Origin of the sequence: Amycolatopsis sp. NPDC058340, from assembly GCF_042723975.1 — a bacterium.
Classification (GTDB): domain Bacteria; phylum Actinomycetota; class Actinomycetes; order Mycobacteriales; family Pseudonocardiaceae; genus Amycolatopsis.
Genome location: NZ_JBHXIB010000064.1, coordinates 6647 through 27604, shown reverse-complemented (window position 1 = coordinate 27604; position 20958 = coordinate 6647). Strand labels below are relative to the sequence as shown.

The window sequence follows — 20958 nt, the reverse complement described above, 5'->3', positions numbered from 1 at the left end:
CACACCCCCCCCCCCCCCGTCGGCCCCCCCCCCCCCCACGGGTCCAAACCACCTCGGCAGACCGCAGGCGTTGCGAAAGCCACTTTCCCAACCTTCAACGTTGCGAAAGTGGCTTTCGCGACACGCCGCCTTCACCGCGCCCGCCCCACGGGACCGAACGGACGGCTCGCGTGATCAGACGGACGACACGCGTGACTGGGCGGAGCTCAAGACGCGGCAGGCCGCTCGAATTCCCGGATCAGCACCGGATACTGCTCTCCCCCGTGCCCGGCGGCGATCGCGCGGTCGGCCATCGCCTTGATCAGCTTCGGCAGTTCGGCGTTCACGCCCAGCGCCTCGCTCTCCTCGACCATGTGCGCCATCGCCCGCGCGTCGGTCTCCAGCGCCGACACCTCGGCGGGAAAGGAATCCTTGTCGATCTGTTCCGCGTAGCCGGGCAGCCAGTCCGCCACGCCGGCGGCGATCTGCCGCGCGAAGGGCGCGTACGTCGCGGCGTCGACACCGGCCGTCTTGAGCATCGCGGTGCCCTGGAGCCACGCGTTCAGGACGCTCCACATCATCGTCAGACCGGCGACGTCGTACAGGGACGCGAGTCCGGGGTCCTCGCCGAGATGACTGATCGTGCCGAGCGCGCCGAGGTCGAAGTCCGGCCGCGGTCCGCTCAGCAGGATCACCGCCTCGTCGGTCCCGATCGACGACGGGATGGCCATGATCGCCCCGTCCAGGTAGCGGGCGTCCCGCTTTTCGGCCCAGGCGGCGGTTTCCCGCGCCTGCGCGGAGTCACCCGAGGTGAGGTTGACCAGTGTCGTGCCCTCGAGCCCGGCGGCGCCGAGCAGTTCGCGCGCGGCGGAATAGTCGGTGAGGCACAGGATCGTCACGCCGTCCGGGCCGAGCGCGTCGCCGATCGCCGGCGCGAGCCGCGCGCCTTCGGCGACCAGGGAGTCCGCCTTGGCGGCCGTCCGGTTCCACACGGTCGTGGGATGCCCGGCCTTCAGGAACGCGCGGGCGAGCGCGGTGCCCATCAGGCCGAGGCCGACGACCGAAATCGAGGTGTTCGTTTTGTCTGTCATGGCACGATCGTCAACGTTGATACCGGTATGAAGGTCAAGTGGGGGAAGCGATGAAGATCGGTGAACTGAGTCACCGGACGGGCGTCAACGCCCACCAGTTGCGCTACTACGAAGCCCAAGGCCTCTTGGCGGCGAGCCGCGGCTCGAACGGTTACCGCGAGTACGACGAGACGGCTTTGCTGCGGGTGAAGCAGATCCGTCATCTGCTCGCCGCCGGCCTGTCGTCCGAGGACATCGCGTACCTGCTCCCCTGCGCGATCGGCGAGGAACCCGAGCTGATCGGCTGTCCCGAGCTGCTGGCCGCGATGCGCGAGCGGCTCGGGCGCCTGGACGAGCAACTGGCCAAGCTGACCCGGTCGCGTGACGCGCTGGCCGAGTACATCGTCGTGGCCGAGCGCGTCGGCGCCGAGACGTACCCGCCGTTCGACGGCACCGCCGCGTGAACGAGGCGATCCGCCTGCGCGAGCAGGGCACCGACGAGGCGCGCCGTCGGCTGATCGAACTCGCCGGGCGTAACCCGCGGGACGCCGTGATCGCCTACCAGGCCGCGTGGGCCCACGATTCGGCCGGTTTGGAAGCCGAAGCGGCGCCGTTCTACGAACAGGCGCTCGCGGGCGAAGGTCTGTCCACAGAGGACAGACACGGGGTGTTCGCCGGGCTCGGCAGCACGTATCGCGTCCTCGGCCGGTACGACGAGTCGCTCGCGACCTTGCGGCGCGGACTCGGCGAGTTCCCGGACGACCCCGCGCTGAAGACCTTCCTCGCGATGGCGCTCTACAACGTCGGCGAGGCGCGCGAGGCGGTGGGAACCCTGTTGAAGCTGCTCGCGGCGACCAGCTCGGACGACGGCGTCCAGCAGTACCGGCGAGCGGTCGAGTACTACGCCGACCATCTGGACGACGTCGAATGAGCCTTGTTGACACTTTGTCAACACTGGCTTACTTTCACGTCATGAGCGCGTACGCCGAAATCACCTACGAGGTCGAAGACCGCATCGCGACGGTCACGCTCAACCGGCCCGAGGCCCGCAACGGCTACACCATCCGCATGGCCGACGAACTCGGCGACGCGATGGACCGCGCCGACCGCGACGAGGACGTCCGGGTGGTGATCCTGACCGGCAACGGCAAGGATTTCTCGGTGGGCGCCGACCTCACCCAGGGCGGTTTCGACTTCGACCCGGAGACCGGGCCGGACGCGGCGTGGCAGGAGCCGGCGGGACGCTGCTCGAAACGGATCTTCACGATGAACAAGCCGGTGATCGCGGCCCTGCGGGGCGCGGCCGTCGGCGGCGGCGTCACGATCACGCTGTCGTGCGATTACCGCCTCGCGTCCACGGACTCCCGGTTCGGCTTCGTGTTCGTCCGCCGCGGGATCTACCCCGAAGGCGCGTCCGCCTGGTTCCTCCCCCGGCTCGTCGGGATGGGCACGGCACTCGACTGGATGATCAGCGGCCGCGTTTTCGGCGCCGAGGAAGCGAAAACCGCCGGACTGGTCCACAGTGTCCACGAGCCCGGGGAAGTGCTCGGCAAGGCGCGCGAACTGGCTCGCGAGATCGCCGCGACCACGTCGCCGGTCTCGGTCGCGGTGACCCGCCAGCTGCTGTACCGGATGGCGAGCGCGGAATCGCCGTTCCCCGTGCACGAGCTGGACTCCCGGCTGATCGGCGGCCTTGGCTCCAGCCCGGACGCGGTCGAAGGAGTCGTGTCCTTCCTGCAGAAACGACCACCGGAGTTCTCGATGCGGGTCGACACCGACCAGCCCGACTACCTGCCGTGGCGGAACTCGTGACCGCCTATCCCCCGGAACCCTGGAACCTGGCGGGTCAGGCGTACCTGTCGATCTGGCGCGTCCCGGTGAGCGAACTGCCCGAACTGCCCGGCGGCGTCGAGCCGATCACGCTGGGCGGCCGCGCCCAGGTGTTCACCGCCTGGATCGACTACCAGGAACCCGGACAGCTCCAGTACCACGAGCTGCTGGCGACGGTCGCGGTCCGCGGCGAACGACTTTCCAGCTCCATCACCGACATCTGGGTCGACAGCGAGGTCTCGCTCGACGGCGGGCGGGCACTCTGGGGCATTCCCAAGGATCTCGCCGCACTCGACTTCGCCCACGGGCGGACCTTCACCGCCTCGGCGGCCACCCACGAAGACTGGATCGCGACGGCGGCCTTCACTCCCCGCCCGAGCCTCCCGCTGCGGATGCCCGCCGCCTTCGACGTCGTCCAAATGCTGGACGGCCGTCTCAAAAGGAGCCCCGTCCGGGCGACGGCACAGCCGCGTCCGGCCGCCGCGGACTGGCGGATCAACGAGTCCGGGCCGTTCGGCTTCCTCGCCGGTCAGCGGCCCGTGCTGAGCGCCTGCCTGCGCGATTTCAAGATCGTCTTCGGCGGCTGACCAGCCGCTCAGCGTGATCGTCTAACCCGCCAGGGTGAGCCCACGACACGCCACCCATTGGGGCACGTGCAGCCTCCGACCCCTACATGTAGTCTCTGGGAACCGGCACCGCCCAGCGACGGGGAGACCGCTCGGGAGCGGTGGTCGGACAGCTTTGTGTACGTGCAGCGCACGGCCTCGCGAGGCCTTGTGGTGCTTCAACGCGCCCTTTTTTGGAGACACGCATGTCAGTGGAAACCGGTCAGCGGCCACCTTCGTCCTCGGACACCACGCCCGCGACCGTGCGAGTCATCCGGCGGGACGGCAGCGTGTCCCCCTTCGACGCGAACAAGATCTCGGTCGCCGTGACCAAGGCCTTCCTCGCCGTCGAGGGCGGTGACGCGGCCGCCTCGTCGCGGATCCACCACCTGGTCAAGGAACTGACCGAGCAGATCGAGACCACCCTGCTCCGCCACGCCGGTCCCGAGACCGCGCTGCACATCGAGCAGATCCAGGACATCGTCGAGCTCGCGCTGATGCGCGGCGAGCACCACAAGGTCGCCCGCGCGTACGTCCTGTACCGCGACGAGCGCGCGAAGGCCCGTGAAGCCGAGAAGCCCGCGTCGTCCGACGTCGCCATCAGCGTCAAGGCGGCCGACGGCTCGCTTCGCCCGCTCGACTGGGCCCGCGTCTCGCACGTCGTCGGCGAGGCCGTCGCCGGCCTCGAAGACGTTTCGGCCGAGCCGGTACTGGCCGAGGCCAAGCGAAACCTCTACGACGGCATCAGCGCCGACGAACTCGCCCTCGCCCAGATCATGGCCGCGCGGGTGCTCGTCGAGCAGGAGCCGAACTACTCCTACGTCAGCGCCCGGCTGCTCGCGGACAAGCTCCGCGGCGAGGCGCTCAGCTACCTCGCGGGCGTGCCGCAGCAGGCCAGCCAGGACGAGATGACCGCGCGGTACCCGCAGTACTTCCGGGATTACCTCAAGCGCGCCATCGAGCTGGAGCTGGTCAACCCCGAGCTCCAGACCTTCGACCTGGACAAGATCACCGCGGCCATCCGCGCCGAGCGCGACCTCGACTTCGGCTTCCTAGGCCTGCAGACCCTGTACGACCGGTACTTCCAGCACCACGACGGGGTCCGTTTCGAGCTGCCGCAGGCGTTCTTCATGCGCGTCGCGATGGGCCTGGCGATCCGCGAGGACGACCGTGAAGCTCGTGCCATCGAGTTCTACGAACTGCTCTCGACGTTCCACTTCATGGCGTCCACGCCGACGCTGTTCAACTCGGGCACCACGCGCCCGCAGCTGTCGTCCTGCTTCCTGACCACCGTGGACGACGACCTGGACTCGATCTTCCAGGCGTACAAGAACAACGCGCTGCTGGCGAAGTACTCGGGCGGTCTCGGCAACGACTGGACCCCGGTCCGCGGCCTCGGCGCGCACATCAAGGGCACCAACGGCCAGTCGCAGGGTGTCGTGCCGTTCCTCAAGATCGCCAACGACACCGCGGTCGCGGTGAACCAGGGCGGCAAGCGCAAGGGCGCGGCCTGCGCGTACCTCGAGACCTGGCACGTGGACATCGAGGAATTCCTCGACCTGCGCAAGAACACCGGTGACGACCGTCGTCGTACCCACGACATGAACACCGCGAACTGGGTGCCGGACGAGTTCCTGCGCCGTGTCGAGGCCGACGCGCAGTGGACGCTGTTCTCGCCGAACGAGACCCCGGACCTGCACGACCTCTACGGCAACGCGTTCGCCGAGCGCTACCGCGAGTACGAGGCCGCCGCCGAGCGTGGCGAGCTGAAGGTGTTCCGCAAGGTCCGCGCGGTCGACCTGTGGCGCCGCATGCTGACCATGCTGTTCGAGACCGGCCACCCGTGGATCACCTTCAAGGACCCGTGCAACCTGCGTTCGCCGCAGCAGCACGTGGGTGTCGTGCACTCGTCCAACCTGTGCACCGAGATCACCCTGAACACCACCACCGACGAGGTCGCGGTCTGCAACCTCGGCTCGGTGAACCTGCTCAAGCACGTCACCCCCGAGGGCCTCGACACGAAGCGCCTCGAGAAGACCGTGCGCACGGCCGTCCGCATGCTCGACAACGTGATCGACATCAACTTCTACACGATCCCGGAGGCGCGCCGCTCCAACCTGCGCCACCGCCCGATCGGGCTGGGCCTGATGGGCTTCCAGGACGCGCTGTTCGAGATCGGTGTCCCGCTGTCCTCCGACGAGGCCGTCCAGTTCGCGGACACCAGCATGGAGCACATCAGCTACTACGCGATCTCCGCCTCGACCGACCTCGCGGAGGAGCGCGGCCAGTACCAGACGTTCGAGGGTTCCTTGTGGAGCAAGGGAATCCTGCCGATCGACTCGATGCAGCTGCTGATCGACGCGCGACAGGGCGACGCGCTCGACGTCGACACCTCGTCCACTTTGGACTGGGCGCCGCTGCGCGAGCGGGTCAAGACCGTCGGTATGCGCAACTCCAACGTGATGGCGATCGCGCCGACCGCGACGATCTCCAACATCTGCGGGGTCGGGCAGTCGATCGAGCCGCTGTTCCAGAACCTGTTCGTCAAGTCGAACATGTCCGGTGACTTCACCGTGGTGAACCCGCACCTGGTCCGCTCGCTCAAGGAGCGCGGGCTGTGGGACGAGGTCATGGTGTCGGACCTGAAGTACTTCGACGGCAGCCTCGGCCAGATCGACCGCGTGCCGGACGACCTGAAGGCGCTGTACGCCACCGCGTTCGAGATCGAGTCCAAGTGGCTGGTGGACGCCGGTTCACGGCGCCAGAAGTGGATCGACCAGGCGCAGTCGCTGAACCTGTACATCGCGGCGCCCAGCGGCCGCAAGCTCGACGAGCTGTACCGCTACGCCTGGCACAAGGGCCTCAAGACCACGTACTACCTGCGGGCGCGGTCCGCGACGCACGTGGAGAAGAGCACCCTGCGCGGCACCGACGGCAAGCTGAACGCGGTCTCGGCCACCCCGGCCCCCGCCGCACCCGCTTCGCCGAAGCCCGCCGCCGCTCCGGCTCCCGCCGCTTCGCCCGCCCCGTCGACTTCCGCCGCGGTGTCGCCGTCGCCTGCCGCCGCTGTTCCGGCCGTCCCGGTGACCGCCCCGGAGCCGAAGGAGATGCCGAAGGTCTCGGACGTCGACTTCGTCGCCACCGACGGTGCCGCCTGCCGGATCGACGACCCCGACTGCGAAGCCTGCCAGTAAACATCCTCGTGAGTGGTAAGGGCGGTTCTAACCGTCCTTACCACTCACGACGCCCTCTTGGAGCCTTTGATGACCACCTTTGACGCTTCCGCCGACGCCACCGGCCTCGGTGAGATCGAAGTCGGCGCCGCCCGCATCAACGTCGACGACAAGCGGATGATCAACGCCCGCGCCGACGTCAACCAGCTGCTGCCGATGAAGTACACCTGGGCGTGGGAGAAGTACCTCGCCGGCTGCAACAACCACTGGATGCCGACCGAGGTCGCCATGCAGGCCGACATCGCGCTGTGGAAGTCGCCCGACGGCCTCACCGAGGACGAGCGGACCATGCTCAAGCGCAACCTCGGCTTCTTCGCCACCGCGGAATCGTTGGTGGCCAACAACATCGTGCTCGCGGTGTACCGGCAGATCACCAACCCCGAATGCCGCCAGTACCTGCTGCGCCAGGCGTTCGAGGAGGCCGTGCACACGCATACCTTCCAGTACATCTGCGAGAGCCTCGGCCTGGTCGAGGGCGAGCTGTTCAACATGTACCGCGAGGTCCCGTCGATCTCGGACAAGGACGCGTGGGCGCTCAAGTACACGCAGAACCTGGAGAACCCGGACTTCGAGACCGGCACGCCGGAAGCCGACCAGGCGTTCCTGCGCGACCTCGTCGCCTTCTACGTGATCTTCGAGGGCATGTGGTTCTACACCGGCTTCGCGCAGATCCTCTCGCTCGGCCGCCGGAACAAGATGGTCGGCATCGCCGAGCAGTACCAGTACATCCTGCGCGACGAGTCGATCCACCTGAACTTCGGCATCGACTGCATCAACCAGATCAAGATCGAGAACCCGCACCTGTGGACCGAGGAGTTCCAGGCCGAGGTCCGCACCATGCTGACCGAGGCGTGCGAGCTCGAGGTCGCCTACGCCCGCGACACCATGCCGCGCGGCATGCTCGGGCTCTCGGCCGAGCTGATCGAGCAGTACATGCACTTCATCACCGACCGGCGGGCCCAGCAGATCGGTCTCGCGCCGATCTTCGGCGAGACCGAGAACCCGTTCCCGTGGATGTCGGAGGCGATGGACCTCAAGAAGGAGAAGAACTTCTTCGAGACCCGCGTCATCGAGTACCAGTCGGGCGGCGCCCTCGACTGGGACTGACCCCGAACGCGTAACTCGCGTGATCGAATCGCGAACTCGCGTGATCAGACACGTAACTCGCGTGATCGAGCGGCGAACTCACGTGATCAGACGGACGACACGCCGGGCGGCCTCCGCCCGGCGTGTTCCGTTTCCAGACACGCGAGTTACGCCCTCAATCACGCGAGTTCGCCGTTCAATCACGCGTGTCGTCCGTCTGGTCACGCGTGGCGTCCGGTTCGTCACATGTCCGGCGGGGCCGTTGCGTCCCTGAGTACGCTCCGAAGTGCTACTGGTTCGCCCGGTCTTCCAGGCCGGGCGAGGTAACAGGGAACCCGGTGCGAATCCGGGACTGCCCCGCAGCGGTATGTGGGAACGAAAGCCGTCACCGTGCGAGACACGGTAAAGCACTGGGACATGGCGCCCCGGGAAGCGACGGCCGGTAGGAACGAGCGAGTCGCCCACGAGTCCGAAGACCTGCCCGTGGTACGCGCGCCGACGGCGTGCGTGAGTCCGGGCCTCGTGGGATGGGCACGACCGAACGGCGGTCACTCCTGCGCGCTCCGGGCTCCGACGACAAGCTCGCGAGGAGAGAGCTGTGACCGAAATCGGCACGACGGTGCTGGGCTATCCCCGGATCGGACCGGACAGGGAACTCAAGCGTTCACTCGAACGCTATTGGGCGGGCAAGATCGACGAAGCCGAGCTACTCGGCACCGGCCGCGCGCTGCGCACCCGCACCTGGCGGGAGCTCAAGGACGCGGGGCTGGATTCCGTCCCCTCCAACACGTTCTCCCATTACGACCAGGTACTCGACACCACCGAGCTGTTCGGGGCGCTGCCGGAGCGCTTCACCAGTCTCGGCCTCTCGCCGCTCGACACCTACTTCGCCGCCGCACGCGGCGTGCAGGACGCGCCGGCGATGGAGATGACGAAGTGGTTCGACACGAACTACCACTACATCGTCCCCGAACTCGGCCCGGGCACGACGTTCTCGCTCACCGGCACCAAGCCGCTCGACGAGTACCGCGAAGCCCGTGCGATCGGCGTCGAGACGCGGCCGGTGCTGGTCGGACCGGTGACGTACCTGCTGCTCGCGAAGCCGGCTGAAGACGCCCCGGAAGGTTTCCGCCCGCTGGAGCTGCTCGACAACCTCCTCGACGGCTACGTCGAGCTGCTGCGCCGTCTGCACGACGAAGGCGTCGAGTGGGTCCAGTTCGACGAGCCCGCCTTCGCCGCGGACCGCACGGAGCGGGAGCTCAACGCGCTCATCCGCGCCTACCATCGGCTCGCGAAGGAGACCTCGCGGCCGAAGATCCTGGTCGCCGGGTACTTCGGCGGGCTCGGACGCGGGCTCGGCGTGCTCGCCCGCTCCCCGATCGACGCCATCGCGGTCGACCTCGTCACCGATGAGTCCTTTGTGGACGCGGTCGCCGCCGAACCCGCCTTGCGGGACAAGGAGGTGCTGGCCGGTGTCGTGGACGGGCGCAACGTCTGGCGCACGGATCCGGCCCGCGCGCTCAGCCGGGCGGCGACCCTGCTGGGCACCGCGCGATCGGTCAGCGTGTCGACGTCCTGCTCGCTGCTGCACGTGCCCTACGACGTCGAGCGGGAGGACGGGCTTCACTCGCGCCTGAGGGGCTGGCTCGCCTTCGCCAGGCAGAAGGTCGACGAGGTCGTCCTTCTCGGGCGCGCGCTGAAGGAGGAGGGCGTCGACCTCTCCGCCGCCCGCGCCGCGGCCACGGATCGCGCGACGGCGGCCGACCTGGCCGACAGCGGGGTCCGTGCCCGGCTGGAGGCGTTGCGGCCGGAGGACACCGTCCGCTCCCCCTATGTCCGGCGCGCGGCGGCTCAGCAGGCGGCGCTGAAGCTGCCGTCCTTGCCGAGCACCACGATCGGCTCGTTCCCGCAGACCACCGAAGTCCGCAAAGCGCGGGCCGCGCACAAGGCGGGTTCGCTGGACGACGCGGGCTACGAAGCCGCGATGAAGGCGGAGATCGAGCGTGTCGTCCGGCTGCAGGAAGACCTCGGCCTCGACGTGCTGGTGCACGGCGAACCCGAGCGCAACGACATGGTGCAGTACTTCGCCGAGCGGCTGGCCGGGTTCGCGGCCACCGACTTCGGCTGGGTGCAGTCCTACGGTTCGCGCTGCGTCCGGCCGCCGATCCTGTACGGCGACGTCTCGCGTCCCGAGCCGATGACCGTCGAGTGGGCGCGCTACGCGCAGAGTCTGACCGGCAAACCCGTCAAGGGCATGCTGACCGGACCGGTGACGATCCTGGCGTGGTCGTTCGTCCGCGACGATCAGCCGCTGGGCGAGACCGCCCGTCAGGTGGCACTGGCCATCCGCGACGAGGTGCACGACCTGCAGGAGGCGGGCATCTGCGTCATCCAGGTGGACGAGCCGGCGCTGCGGGAACTGCTCCCCCTCCGCGCCGCGGCGCACGAGGCGTACTTCGCGTGGGCCGTTTCGTCGTTCCGGCTCGCGACTTCCGGGATCGACGACGCGACGCAGATCCACACGCATATGTGCTACTCGGAATTCGGCGACGTGGTCAAGGCGATCGACGCGCTCGACGCCGACGTCACCAGCATCGAGGCCGCGCGGTCGAAGATGGAGGTCGTCACCGACCTCGGCGCGGCGGGCTTCGGCCGCGGCGTCGGGCCGGGCGTCTACGACATCCACTCCCCGCGCGTCCCCGGCGTCGACGAGGTCAGCGGCCTGCTGCGGACCGCGGTCGGCGCCGTGCCCGCCGAGCGGATCTGGGTCAACCCGGACTGCGGCCTGAAGACCCGTGGCTACGCCGAGGTCGAACCGGCCCTGCGGAACCTCGTCGCGGCCGCCCGCACGGTCCGTTCCGAACTGGGCTGACCGGGCCGTGAGGGCCTCCTTCCCTACCCTCAAGGTAGTGAAGGAGGCCCTCACGGAACTTCCATCGAGGTATTGTCAGGACGTCAACAAGGGTGCGATGGTGGAGCGGTAGCCGATCTCAGCGGGGAGATGGTCACCATGGCGAACGCCGTCGAAAAGGTCACCGGAGCACTGCGCGAGCGGGTTCCGCCGCTCACTTCGATCCCCCTGCCGCGTTCGGTCGACCAGCGCTGGCTGGGCGCGACCTGGCCGGTCCGCGAACTCGCGCCCGCCCCGCCTGGCCTCAAACCCGTCCTAGGCGACGAAGGCCCGCCGGTCGTCGGGCACGCGCTGGACTTCATGCGCTTCGGCATCGAGTTCGGCCTCAAACGCTACGAGACCTACGGACCGGTGTCGTGGATGGGCGCGTTCGGGCGCCGTATCGTCGCGCTCACCGGCCCGGAGGCCACGCAGATCGCGTTGGTGAACAAGGACAAGGCCTTCTCACAGGAGGGCTGGAAGTTCTTCATCGAGCAGTTCTTCGACCGCGGCCTGATGCTGCTCGACTTCGGCGAGCACCACCTGCACCGCCGGATCATGCAGGCGGCGTTCACCCGGCAGCGGCTCACCGGTTACGTCGACCAGATGGGACCGGCCCTGCGTGAAGGCATCGCCTCGTGGGCCGGCCGGTCGAACCCGCGGATCTACTGGTCCCTCAAGCAGCTCACGCTCGACGTCGCGACGCGCGTTTTCATGGGCATGCGGTCCGGCGACGACGCGGCCGCGATCAACCGCGCGTTCGTGAACTCCGTGCGCGCGGGCACGGCCATCGTGCGCTTTCCCGTTCCCGGCGGCCGCTGGGCCGCGGGTTTGCACGGCCGCAAGGTCCTCGAACGCTACTTTTCGGCGAACCTGCCCGCGAAACGGGCGAGCGACGGCGACGACCTCTTCACCGCGTTGTGCCACGCCACCACCGAAGACGGTGACCGCTTCACCGACTCCGACGTCGTCAACCACATGATCTTCCTGATGATGGCCGCGCACGACACGTCGACGATCACCAGCGCCGCCGCCGTCTACCACCTCGCCAAGAACCCCGAATGGCAGGAACGCGCGCGCCGGGAGTCGCTCGCACTCGGCGACGACGTGCCGGACATCGAGGCGCTGGAGACGCTGACGACCCTCGATCTGGTGATCAAGGAAGCCCTGCGGCTGGTGGCGCCGGTCCCTTCCCTGACCAGGAAGACCGTGAAGGACACCGAGGTTCTCGGGCATTTCATTCCCGAAGGGACACTCGTCGGGGTTTCCCCCACCGTCAACCATTTCTCGCCGGAGCACTGGACCGACCCGATGCGGTTCGACCCGGACCGCTTCGGCGAGGACCGCCGTGAGGACAAGTCGCATCGCTACGCGTGGATGCCGTTCGGCGGCGGCGCGCACAAATGCATCGGCCTGCATTTCGGGACGTTCGAGGTGAAGGCGCTGCTGCACGAGATGCTGCGGGCGTATCGATGGTCGGTCCCGGAGGGCTACACCGCGCGCTGGGACTACGTCTCGCTGCCCGTTCCCGCGGACGGCCTGCCGATCCGCCTGACGCCCCGGTGAAGCGGCGCCACGATCGAGCACTCTTGGTAACTTCCGGTCACCACTCGTGTAGCAGCGATCACCCTTTCAGCCGGTAGACACCCCGGATCGCGCATGATGCCGTGGCACTACACCCGGTCGGCTCATACCTAGTGTGGGTCCATGGGCTCGGACACCCGGTCTGAGCTGGCCCTCAACCGCGCATGAAGAGGTGAAGTGTGCCCGAACCTGGTTCCGCGCCAGGGTTGGTGGACGTGGCCCGGAGATGGGCCGAGACGCTCGCTGACACTAAAGGAGTATCGCTTCCCAAGGAGCAACTCGAACAGCTGCTGCTCGGCGTCGCGCAGGACGCCGTCCGCGCCGAGCCCGATCACCAGCCGGCGCTGTTGCGCTTCTCCAAGCTCTACTCGGCCTCTCCCATCGGGATCGCGCTGGCCGACTCCGACGGCTCGATCGTCGAGGCGAACGCCGCGCTCGGCACTCTTCTCGGCTGCCGTCCCGCCGCGCTGCGCGGGCGGAAGATCCCCGATCTCGGTTCGGCCGAGCACGACGTCGCCCGCCTGCGGAACGGCCTCTCGCAGCTCATGACGCTCGGCCAGCCGACCCAGCAGGAGCGGCTGCTGATGGATCACAGCGAGGAAGGCACGCTCTGGGTCGACGTGACCCTGACCGACCTCCCGGGTGACCGGCCCGGTTCGACCTATCCGGTGCTGATGGTCGCCGACGCCAACGAGATCCACCTGCTGCAGGAACGGTTGCTGCACCAGAACGTGCACGACCCGCTGACCGGCCTGCCCAACGCCACCGCGTTCGGCAACGCCCTCGAAACCGCGCTGGCCGGGTCCGGCGCCGAACAGGTCGCGCTCGTCTATCTCGACGTCGACGGCTTCAAGGTGATCAACGACGGTCTCGGGGCAGGCGTCGGCGATCAGGTGCTGCGCGGGGTCGCGAAGAAGCTCACGTCCGTGTTCACCGGCAGGCACGAAGGTTCCGTCGCCCGGCTGTCCGGCGACGGGTTCGCCGTCCTGTTGCGCGGCGATTTCACCCCGCCCGAGGTGATCACGCTGGTCGAGCAGGCCTTGGAGGAACTGGTCGAGCCGATCTACGTCGGCGGGCACGGGATCGGGGTCAGCGCGAGCGCGGGCATCGTCGTCCGCCCGGTCGCCGAAGGCGGTCCCGAGGACCTGCTTCGTGCCGCGGAGATCGCCCTGCACCGCGCGAAGGAGGCGGGCAAGGCGCAGTGGATGCTGTTCGACCCGGAACTCGACGCGCGTGACCGTGGCCGCTACCAGCTCGGCGCGGTGATCGCGGGCGCGCTGGAGAACGGCGAGTTCTCGCTGATCTACCAGCCGACGGTGAAGCTCGCGAATCCCGACCAGCTGGCCGCCGTCAACGCCGGGCTGCGCTGGAGCCATCCGGAGAAGGGCGAACTGGACTCCGACGAGTTCTATCCGCTGGCACAGATCACCGGGATGACCATCCCGCTCGGCCGGTGGCTGCTGGCCGAATCGCTCGCCGCCACCGCGCGATGGCGGAACAGGTTCGGCGAGGCGGCGCCCGACGTCTGTGTGCGGCTGCCGAACCGGCTGGCCATCGAGCCCGGTCTGGTGCTGCTGGTCAAGGAGCAGCTCGACCGGCACAACCTGCCCGCGCAGGCGCTGCGCCTGTGCACGGACCGCGAATCCATCCTCGACGGAGACGGCGAGGTGCTCGACTCGTTCGCCGTGCTGGCCGATCTCGGCGCCCAGCTGGTGCTGACCATCTCCGGTTCGGACGATCTGGAGCTGATCCCGCGGCACGGGCTGCCCGTCCGCCACGTGATCCTGTCCGGCGCGGTCGTCGACGCGCTGGCCGACGGCGAGGACGAGGCCGACGTGCGCCATCTGTGCCAGCTGGTAGCCAGGGCCAAGGAGCTGAAACTGCGCATCGGCGCGGAAGGCGTCCACAGTCACGAACAGGCCGAACGGCTGCGGCGGTACGGCGTCCTCGCGGCGCGCGGTTCGTTCATCGCGGATTCCGCCACCGGGGACGAGGTGGACGAGCTGATCGAACGGCACGCCCACTGACATGTGTTTTCTCCGGTGAACCCGCGACCGCGATCTACGTCGGCAGGACGCCGTTCGGCCTTCGGCCGGACGGGTTCACGCGTCCGGTCACTTCCCGGGCACCCCTCAGCTCCGCCCACTGACATGGCAGGATCCGTCCATGGACCAAGGTGACCTCGCCCCGGACTTCACGCTGCCCGACGACAAGGGCGAAGAGCGCACGCTGTCGGACTTCCTCTCGTCCGGCCCGGTGGTGCTGTTCTTCTACCCCGCCGCGATGACCAGCGGCTGCACCGCGGAAAGCTGCCATTTCCGTGACCTGGCGGCGGAATTCGCCGAAGTGGGCGCGCACCGCGTCGGTATCAGCCCGGACGCCGTCGCCAAGCAGCAGGAGTTCTCCGCCAAACACGGCTTCGACTATCCCCTGCTGTCCGATGTGGACGGTGTGGTGGCGAAACAGTTCGGCGTCTGGCGCAAATTCAGCCCGCTGCACGCCAAACGGCACACCTTCGTCATCGACACCGACCGCAAGGTGCTCGAAGTGATCAAGAGCGAGCTGAAGTTCACCGTGCACGCCGACAAGGCGCTCGCGGCCTTGCGCGAGCGCAAGACTAAGGGCGCTTGAGCCGCCAGATCCGGTTGACGCCCGCGCAGGCGGGAGCGAGCGGCGGTTCTGCGGTCTCGTCGCCGATCATCGTGAACCCCAGCCGCGCGGGCACGGCACCGCTCGCGAGGTTCTTCTCGTCGTGCCGGATCTCGACCTCCGGCGCGCCGAGCCGGAAAGCCTCGTCTGCCAAGAGCTTCGCGGCCCTGGTCGCGAAGCCGCGGCCGGTGTGGTGCCTGCCGAGCCAGTAGCCGATCTCGATCCGGTCCGGATGCGTGATCATGCCGGCGCCGCCGACGAGGTCTTCCCCGGCGAGGATCGCGAAGTCGTAGGTCTTGCCTTCGGCCCAGTTCCTCGCGGTCAGCTCCAGGAAGTCGGCGGCTTCCCGGCGGCCGTAACCGTAGGCGGCCCAGATCATCCAGGCGCCAAGGTGTTCGGCGGAGCCGCCCGCGACGGCGGCGAGTGTTTCGAGCTGCTCCGGCTTCCAGCGGTGCAGGGTGACTACTTCGTCGGCGAGGGTCTCGGCGGGCGCTTCCATCAGTCTCCTCGTGAGTGGTAAGGACGGTTAGAACCGTCCTTACCACTCACGAGGCCGGAGGTCAGGTCAGGATCGCGCTGTCCGGGATCTCCGTGTCGTTCTTCAACGCGTCGAAGAGCAGCTTCGACTTCGTCTTGTCCCAGTTCTCCGCCGAACCGCTGGTCACCGGCACCGTCGTGGTGACGACGCCGCCCGAGGAGATCCCGCGCATCGCCAGCGCCAGCCCGACCAGGTTGTGCACGTGGTCGCCCGAATCCATCGTCAGCGCGTCCGGCGCGGTCGACAGCAGGGGGAACAGCGTGAACGGGTTCAGCAGGGTGCCCGGGCTGCCGATCTCGCTGACCATCGCGCCGATGAACTTCCGCTGGTTGGCGACGCGGTCGAGGTCCGAACGCGGCGTGGCCTCGCTGTGCCGCATGCGGACGAACCCGAGCGCCTGCGGGCCCTGGAGGTCCTGGCAGCCCGCGGGGATCTTGATCTTGGTGAGGGTGTCCTCCATCGGCTTCTCGACGCACATGTGCACCCCGCCGATCGCGTCGACGATCTTCGCGAAGCCGCCGAAGCCGATCTCGGCGTAGTGGTCGATGCGCAGGCCGGTGGCGCCTTCGACGGTCTGCGCGAGCAGCGTCGGGCCCCCGATCGAGAACGCCGCGTTGATCTTGTTCTTGCCGTGCCCGGGAATGCTCACCTGCGAGTCGCGCGGGAGGCTCAGCAATGTCGGTTTGACGCTGTTGGACGGGATGTGCGCGATCATGATGGTGTCGGTCCGCTTGCCGCCGCCGGCGGCCTTGGAGTCACCGGTGACCAGCTTCTCCTGCTCTTCGGGGGTCAGCCCGTCCCGGCTGTCGGAGCCGACGATCAGCCAGTTGGTGCCCTCGGCCGCGACGGGGCGGCCGGAGTAGTCGGCCAGCGCGTCGACACGGTTGATCGAGAACTCCAGGTACACCCACACGCCGGCGAGGAACACCACGAACACGGTCAGCAACGTGAGCAGCACCTTGCCGAAGCCCCAGCGCTTGCGCCGCCGCGGCGGGCGCGCGCCGTCCATCGGGCGGCCCGGAGGAGGCTCCGGGCGGCGCGGAGGCGGACCCGCGGGGCGCTCCTGGCCTCCGTGCCCCATGGGCGCGGTCCGCTCGTCGTACGGGCTGCTCCCCCGGCCCGGCAGCGGCATCATCTGCGCGGGCTGGTGCCGCCGGGGGCGGCCGGACGGCGGCCGTTGTGGCGGCATCCGTCGCCCTCGGTCGTCGCCTCCATACGTCATGCCGAATCACCCGTCCCGATCTCGCGTGTGGGGCCCAGTCAACCGCAGACCCTAGGTGAAGGACGTCCGGCACCCCGCATCGGTTGGGTGGTCGTCACCGTCCGTTTTCGGCGAATCCGAACTGGTGGACCTTGAGATACCCCGAACGGAACCCCGCTTCGGAGTACGCCAGATAGAACTCCCACATCCGTTTGAACACGTCGTCGAAGCCCAATTCGGTGATCTCGCCCCACCGCTGGGTGAACCTCTCCCGCCACAGCCGCAACGTGCGGGCGTAGTCGTGGCCGAACTCGCGCACCCCTTCCAGCCGCAACCGCGCGTGCTCCAGCAGGCCCTCCTCGACGGAGGTGGTCGACGGGATGAGCCCGCCGGGGAAGATGTACTTGTGCATCCAGGTGTACGAACGGGACGCGGCCACCATGCGCTCGTGGTCCATGGTGATGGCCTGGAGCCCCAGTCTGCCGCCCGGTTTCAGCCGCTTCCCGATGGTCTCGAAGAACGTCGGCCAGTACGCCTCCCCGACCGCTTCGATCATCTCGACACTCACCACGGCGTCGTACCGGCCGGTGGAGTCGCGGTAGTCGCACAGCCGGACGTCGACGCGGTCGGCGAAGCCCGCGGCCGCGATGCGCTCGGTGGCCAGTTTCGCCTGCTCCTCGGAAATGGTCAGTGACGTGACCGTGGCCCCGCGCGCGGCGGCCCGGATCGAGAGTTCGCCCCACCCGGTGCCGATCTCGAGAACCGTGCTGCCTTCGCGGACACCGGCGTAGTCGAGGACGCTGTCGATCTTGCGGTGCTGTGCGGCGGTGAGGTCGTCGTCCGGGCCGAACAACGCCGACGAGTACATCATCGACGGGTCCAGGAACGCGCCGAACAGGTCGTTGGACAGGTCGTAGTGGCGGTGGATGTTCGCCCGCGCGCCCTCGACGGTGTTCTCCTCGCCGTCCGGGTGGCCGCGGTCGACGAACCGGCGGAACCGCTGCAGCAGCGGCGGGATGAGCGTCGCCATCCGCTCCGCGAACGGGGTCAGCACCTCGGCGAGCGCGTCGCTCGTCCAGTCGCCGACCATGTAGGCCTCGCCGAAGCCGATCTTCGCGTCCACTCCGAGGCGGTGGAAGAAGGCGGCGGGACGGTTGAGCCGCATCTCGGGCGCGTCCGGGCCGCCCGCGCCCAGCTGCGAGCCGTCGGGCATGCGCACGCGGACGTTCAGCGGGCGCACCGCGTGCCGGAACAACTGCTCGGCGATCCGCGCCCGGAACGGGGAATGCGGCGGGGTGGCCAATCCCGGCCACCGGGTTTCGTCGGGACCGGGCAGGCCGGACGAACCTGCCGTCCGATCGACGCTCGACGTGGACATGGGTACTCCCTCCCGCCCGGTCTAGACCGGGATCCGCAGCCGCTCCGAGCTCGGCCGATCCCAGGCTCCGCTCAGTGTTTCGTCAGTGCCCCCGGCTTCGATCAGCTCGAGTGCGAACGCCCGTACGAGACGGTTCCAGACGCGAGACCTTCGTAGCATCGCGTGCCCTTCACCGCCGATTTCGAACCGCGCCGACCGCGACGCCACCTTTTCGGCGCGTTCGGCGAAAGCGTGTGATGCCACCGGATCGGTCATGCGGTCCTTGGTCCCGTGCGCGATGAGCACGGCGCGGCCGGCGACGGCGTCGATGGGTTCACCCGGTGGTGTCCAGGGTGCCAGCGCGCAGACGCCGATGACGGCCGGATCGTCGGCGACGCGCAGGCCGACCCGTCCCCCCATCGAATGGCCGACGAGGATCACCGGCACGCCGGGGTGATCGTCGTGGATCCGGTTCAGGGCCCAGCGCGCGTCGGCGAGCGCGTCGGTGCCGTGGTCGTTCCAGCCGTAGATCCGGTTGCGCAGCAGCCGCACCTCGACCCCGTGCCCCCTGCCCGCGCGGTGCACGTCCTTCGCCAGCGGCACCATCCGCTGGTACGCCAGCCGCCACGGCGCCACGCGGGCATGACTGTGCTCCGCGCCGCCGTGCAGTACCAGCACCACGGCTTTCACCTGGCCGCGTGCCCGCCAAGTCCGCACCGCGGGATCAGCCTCGCTCACCCTGGCCCCTCCAGTCTCCGAAACCCCGGCCGCAGTGATCGGGTCAACCTCGATCATGACCCCATGTATTCCACTTCGGCGATTGGTCCACGCGCTACATTCGTCGCTGATCTCCAGACGGAAGGGCGGATGTGGTGAGCACCACCGAACGTTATGCGGACGTCGCCGAACGGCTCGCGGAGGCCGAACGGGGTAACGCGGAGCAGATCCGGAAGTCGGCCGAGCTGATCCTGGGGGTCATCCGGGCCGACGCCCTGGTGTTCACCGCCGGGGCCGGTCATTCGCTGGCCGCGGTCGCCGAGACCTTCTACCGGGCGGGCGGGCTCGCCTGTGTCTACCCGCTCTACCACCCCGAGCTGCTGCCGCTGCACGGCGCGCAGCACAGCACCAAGACCGAGCGCCGGTCCGGGCTCGCCGAAGAGGTGCTGGCCGAGCGCGCCCCGGGTCCGGACGACCTGCTGGTGGTGTTCTCGACCTCGGGGGTCAACCCGTACCCGGTCGAACTGGCCGCCGGGGCGCGCAAACGCGGCGCGTCGGTCATCGCGGTGAGTTCGGCCGCGTCCGTGGCCGCGGCGCCCAAACGCTCGGCCACGACGCTGATCGAAGAGGCGAGCATCGTGCTCGACTCCCACGTCCGCCCTGGCGATTCGAGCTATCCGCCGGAGGCGCCGCGGACCGCGCCACTGTCCACGGTGATCAACGCGTTCCTCTGGAACCTCGTGCTCGCCGAGGTCGTGGACCTCGGCACGGCGCAGGGCGTCGACATCCCGCTGTGGCGCAGCTCCAACGTGGACGGTGGCGACGAGGCCAACGCCGCGCTGCTGGCCAAGTACGGCGCGCGGGTCCCGGCGCTGCGGTAGCGATCCGCGGGGACGGGCCTCTTGACTCGTCCCCGCGGCACTCCTACGGTCACATACCGACCGGTCGGTGTCCCCATGGGAGGTCCGTGCCATGACCGAGATCCACGGTGACTGCGCGGCGGGCTTCGAACCCGTCCGGGCCGCCTTCGAGGAGAACTTCGCCGCACGCGGCGAGATCGGCGCCGCGTTCTCGGTGACCCGCCACGGCGAGACTGTGGTCGACCTCTGGGCGGGCTGGGCCGATCCGGACCGGACGATCCCGTGGCGGGCGGACACGCTCACCAATGTCTGGTCGACCACCAAGGGCATGACCGCGCTCTGCGCGCACCACCTCGCCGACGCCGGCGCGCTCGACATCGAGGCTCCCGTCGCGAAGTACTGGCCGGAGTTCGCGGCCGCGGGCAAGCGGGACATCCCGGTGCGATGGCTGCTCTCGCACCGCTCCGGCGTGACCGGCATCGGCCTCGACCGGCCCGTGAAGGTCGAGGAGCTCTACGACTGGGACCACATCACCGGGTTGCTCGCCGCGCAGCCGCCGCTCTTCGAACCGGGCACGGCCAGCGGCTACCACGCGCTGTCGTTCGGCTTCCTCGTCGGCGAGGTGATCCGCCGGGCGAGCGGGCAGGACGTGCGCGCGTACTTCGCCGAGCACATCGCCGGTCCGCTGGACGCGGACTTCCGGATCGGCCTGGATTCCGACGACGATCTGGCGCGCTGCTCCACCCTCGTCGAACCCGTGCTCAGCGCCGAGATGAAGACCGCGCTGACCCAGGCGTTCGCCAACGCCGGCCCCGCCGCCCTCGCGGCGCTGGCGAACCCGCGCGTCCAAGGCCGCGACGCCAACGAACCCGGCTGGCGGCGCGCGATCCTGCCCGCGCTGAACGGACACGGCACCGCCAGGGCCATCGCGGCCATCTACGGCGCGCTCGCCTCCGGGCGGCTGCTCTCGGCCGGCGCACTGGCGACCGCCCGCGAAGGGCAGGGCCGGGAGGCCGACGTCGTCGGCGGGCTGGGCAACGAATGGGCGCTGGGGTTCTACCTCGGCAGCGAGGAACGCGGTTTCGGCCCGAACCCGCGCGCGTTCGGGCACGACGGGCTCGGCGGCTCGTCCGGCGGCGCGGATCCCGAAAGCGGGATCGCCTTCGGCTACACGATGAACCGGATGGGGCCCCTGATGCGCGACGATCCGCGGAAGATGGCGCTGGTGAACGCGACCTTCGCGGCTCCCGCCCTCGTGAGTGGGGGGGGGGGGGGGTTACCACCCCGCCCCCCAACCAGCCCCCGCGGGGGCGCCCCGCCCCGGGGGGCCCCAGGACAACGCGCCGGTGCCCTGGGTGA

At 69.0% G+C, this 20958-nt stretch carries 17 protein-coding genes and 1 riboswitch; of the genes, 12 read left to right on the top strand and 5 right to left on the bottom strand.

Going from position 1 to position 20958, the window contains the following annotated elements:
- Positions 1-206: 206 nt before the first annotated feature.
- Positions 207-1070 (bottom strand): NAD(P)-dependent oxidoreductase, encoded by an 864-nt coding sequence (locus ACFWIW_RS37870; RefSeq protein ID WP_378372890.1) that lies wholly within the window; start codon positions 1068-1070, stop codon positions 207-209.
- Between the two features lie 50 nt (positions 1071-1120).
- Here ACFWIW_RS37870 and ACFWIW_RS37865 point away from each other — a divergent pair, with 50 nt between their 5' ends.
- From ACFWIW_RS37865 to ACFWIW_RS37820, 10 genes are all read left to right on the top strand, one after another.
- Positions 1121-1513, top strand: coding sequence for a MerR family transcriptional regulator (locus ACFWIW_RS37865; RefSeq protein WP_378372889.1), 393 nt, complete (start codon positions 1121-1123; stop codon positions 1511-1513).
- Positions 1510-1980: a tetratricopeptide repeat protein gene (locus tag ACFWIW_RS37860; RefSeq protein WP_378372888.1), complete on the top strand. Its 471-nt coding sequence runs from the start codon at positions 1510-1512 to the stop codon at positions 1978-1980. Before ACFWIW_RS37865 ends, ACFWIW_RS37860 begins: the two co-directional genes overlap by 4 nt.
- A 41-nt stretch (positions 1981-2021) precedes the next feature.
- Complete coding sequence (locus ACFWIW_RS37855) at positions 2022-2861, top strand: enoyl-CoA hydratase-related protein (protein ID WP_378372887.1); 840 nt, start codon at positions 2022-2024, stop codon at positions 2859-2861.
- Positions 2858-3466, top strand: coding sequence for an acetoacetate decarboxylase family protein (locus ACFWIW_RS37850; protein WP_378372886.1), 609 nt, complete (start codon positions 2858-2860; stop codon positions 3464-3466). Before ACFWIW_RS37855 ends, ACFWIW_RS37850 begins: the two co-directional genes overlap by 4 nt.
- Before the next feature lie 224 nt (positions 3467-3690).
- Positions 3691-6678 carry a ribonucleoside-diphosphate reductase subunit alpha gene (locus ACFWIW_RS37845; RefSeq protein ID WP_378372885.1) on the top strand — a complete coding sequence of 996 codons (2988 nt, stop codon included), beginning with the start codon at positions 3691-3693 and terminating at the stop codon, positions 6676-6678.
- 69 nt (positions 6679-6747) lie between these two features.
- Positions 6748-7824 (top strand): ribonucleotide-diphosphate reductase subunit beta, encoded by a 1077-nt coding sequence (locus ACFWIW_RS37840; protein ID WP_126731854.1) that lies wholly within the window; start codon positions 6748-6750, stop codon positions 7822-7824.
- A 255-nt stretch (positions 7825-8079) separates the two neighbouring features.
- A riboswitch (cobalamin riboswitch) is annotated at positions 8080-8303 on the top strand.
- 98 nt (positions 8304-8401) lie between these two features.
- The gene (gene metE, locus ACFWIW_RS37835) at positions 8402-10675 is read left to right on the top strand and encodes a 5-methyltetrahydropteroyltriglutamate--homocysteine S-methyltransferase (RefSeq protein WP_378372884.1); all 2274 of its coding nucleotides are present in this window, start codon (positions 8402-8404) and stop codon (positions 10673-10675) included.
- A gap of 138 nt (positions 10676-10813) precedes the next feature.
- The gene (locus ACFWIW_RS37830; protein ID WP_378372883.1) at positions 10814-12259 is read left to right on the top strand and encodes a cytochrome P450; all 1446 of its coding nucleotides are present in this window, start codon (positions 10814-10816) and stop codon (positions 12257-12259) included.
- A 233-nt stretch (positions 12260-12492) separates the two neighbouring features.
- Positions 12493-14304: a putative bifunctional diguanylate cyclase/phosphodiesterase gene (locus ACFWIW_RS37825; RefSeq protein ID WP_378372882.1), complete on the top strand. Its 1812-nt coding sequence runs from the start codon at positions 12493-12495 to the stop codon at positions 14302-14304.
- A 139-nt stretch (positions 14305-14443) separates the two neighbouring features.
- Positions 14444-14908 (top strand): peroxiredoxin, encoded by a 465-nt coding sequence (locus ACFWIW_RS37820; protein WP_378372881.1) that lies wholly within the window; start codon positions 14444-14446, stop codon positions 14906-14908.
- Here ACFWIW_RS37820 and ACFWIW_RS37815 read toward each other — a convergent pair.
- The 4 genes from ACFWIW_RS37815 to ACFWIW_RS37800 form a co-directional block, all read right to left on the bottom strand.
- Positions 14895-15425, bottom strand: coding sequence for a GNAT family N-acetyltransferase (locus tag ACFWIW_RS37815; RefSeq protein ID WP_378372880.1), 531 nt, complete (start codon positions 15423-15425; stop codon positions 14895-14897). The genes ACFWIW_RS37820 and ACFWIW_RS37815 overlap by 14 nt on opposite strands.
- Positions 15426-15486: 61 nt before the next feature.
- A complete protein-coding gene (locus ACFWIW_RS37810; protein WP_378372879.1) occupies positions 15487-16653 on the bottom strand; it encodes an LCP family protein in 1167 nt (388 codons plus the stop codon).
- 127 nt (positions 16654-16780) lie between these two features.
- Positions 16781-18043, bottom strand: coding sequence for a class I SAM-dependent methyltransferase (locus tag ACFWIW_RS37805; RefSeq protein ID WP_378372878.1), 1263 nt, complete (start codon positions 18041-18043; stop codon positions 16781-16783).
- Positions 18044-18064: 21 nt separating this feature from the next.
- A complete protein-coding gene (locus ACFWIW_RS37800; RefSeq protein ID WP_378372877.1) occupies positions 18065-18760 on the bottom strand; it encodes an alpha/beta hydrolase in 696 nt (231 codons plus the stop codon).
- 131 nt (positions 18761-18891) lie between these two features.
- On the opposite strand from ACFWIW_RS37800, the gene ACFWIW_RS37795 reads away from it, so the two are divergent.
- Complete coding sequence (locus ACFWIW_RS37795) at positions 18892-19620, top strand: SIS domain-containing protein (RefSeq protein ID WP_378372876.1); 729 nt, start codon at positions 18892-18894, stop codon at positions 19618-19620.
- Positions 19621-19711: 91 nt separating this feature from the next.
- Positions 19712-20958: serine hydrolase domain-containing protein (locus ACFWIW_RS37790; protein WP_378372875.1), on the top strand; the 1247-nt coding region annotated here is incomplete at its 3' end.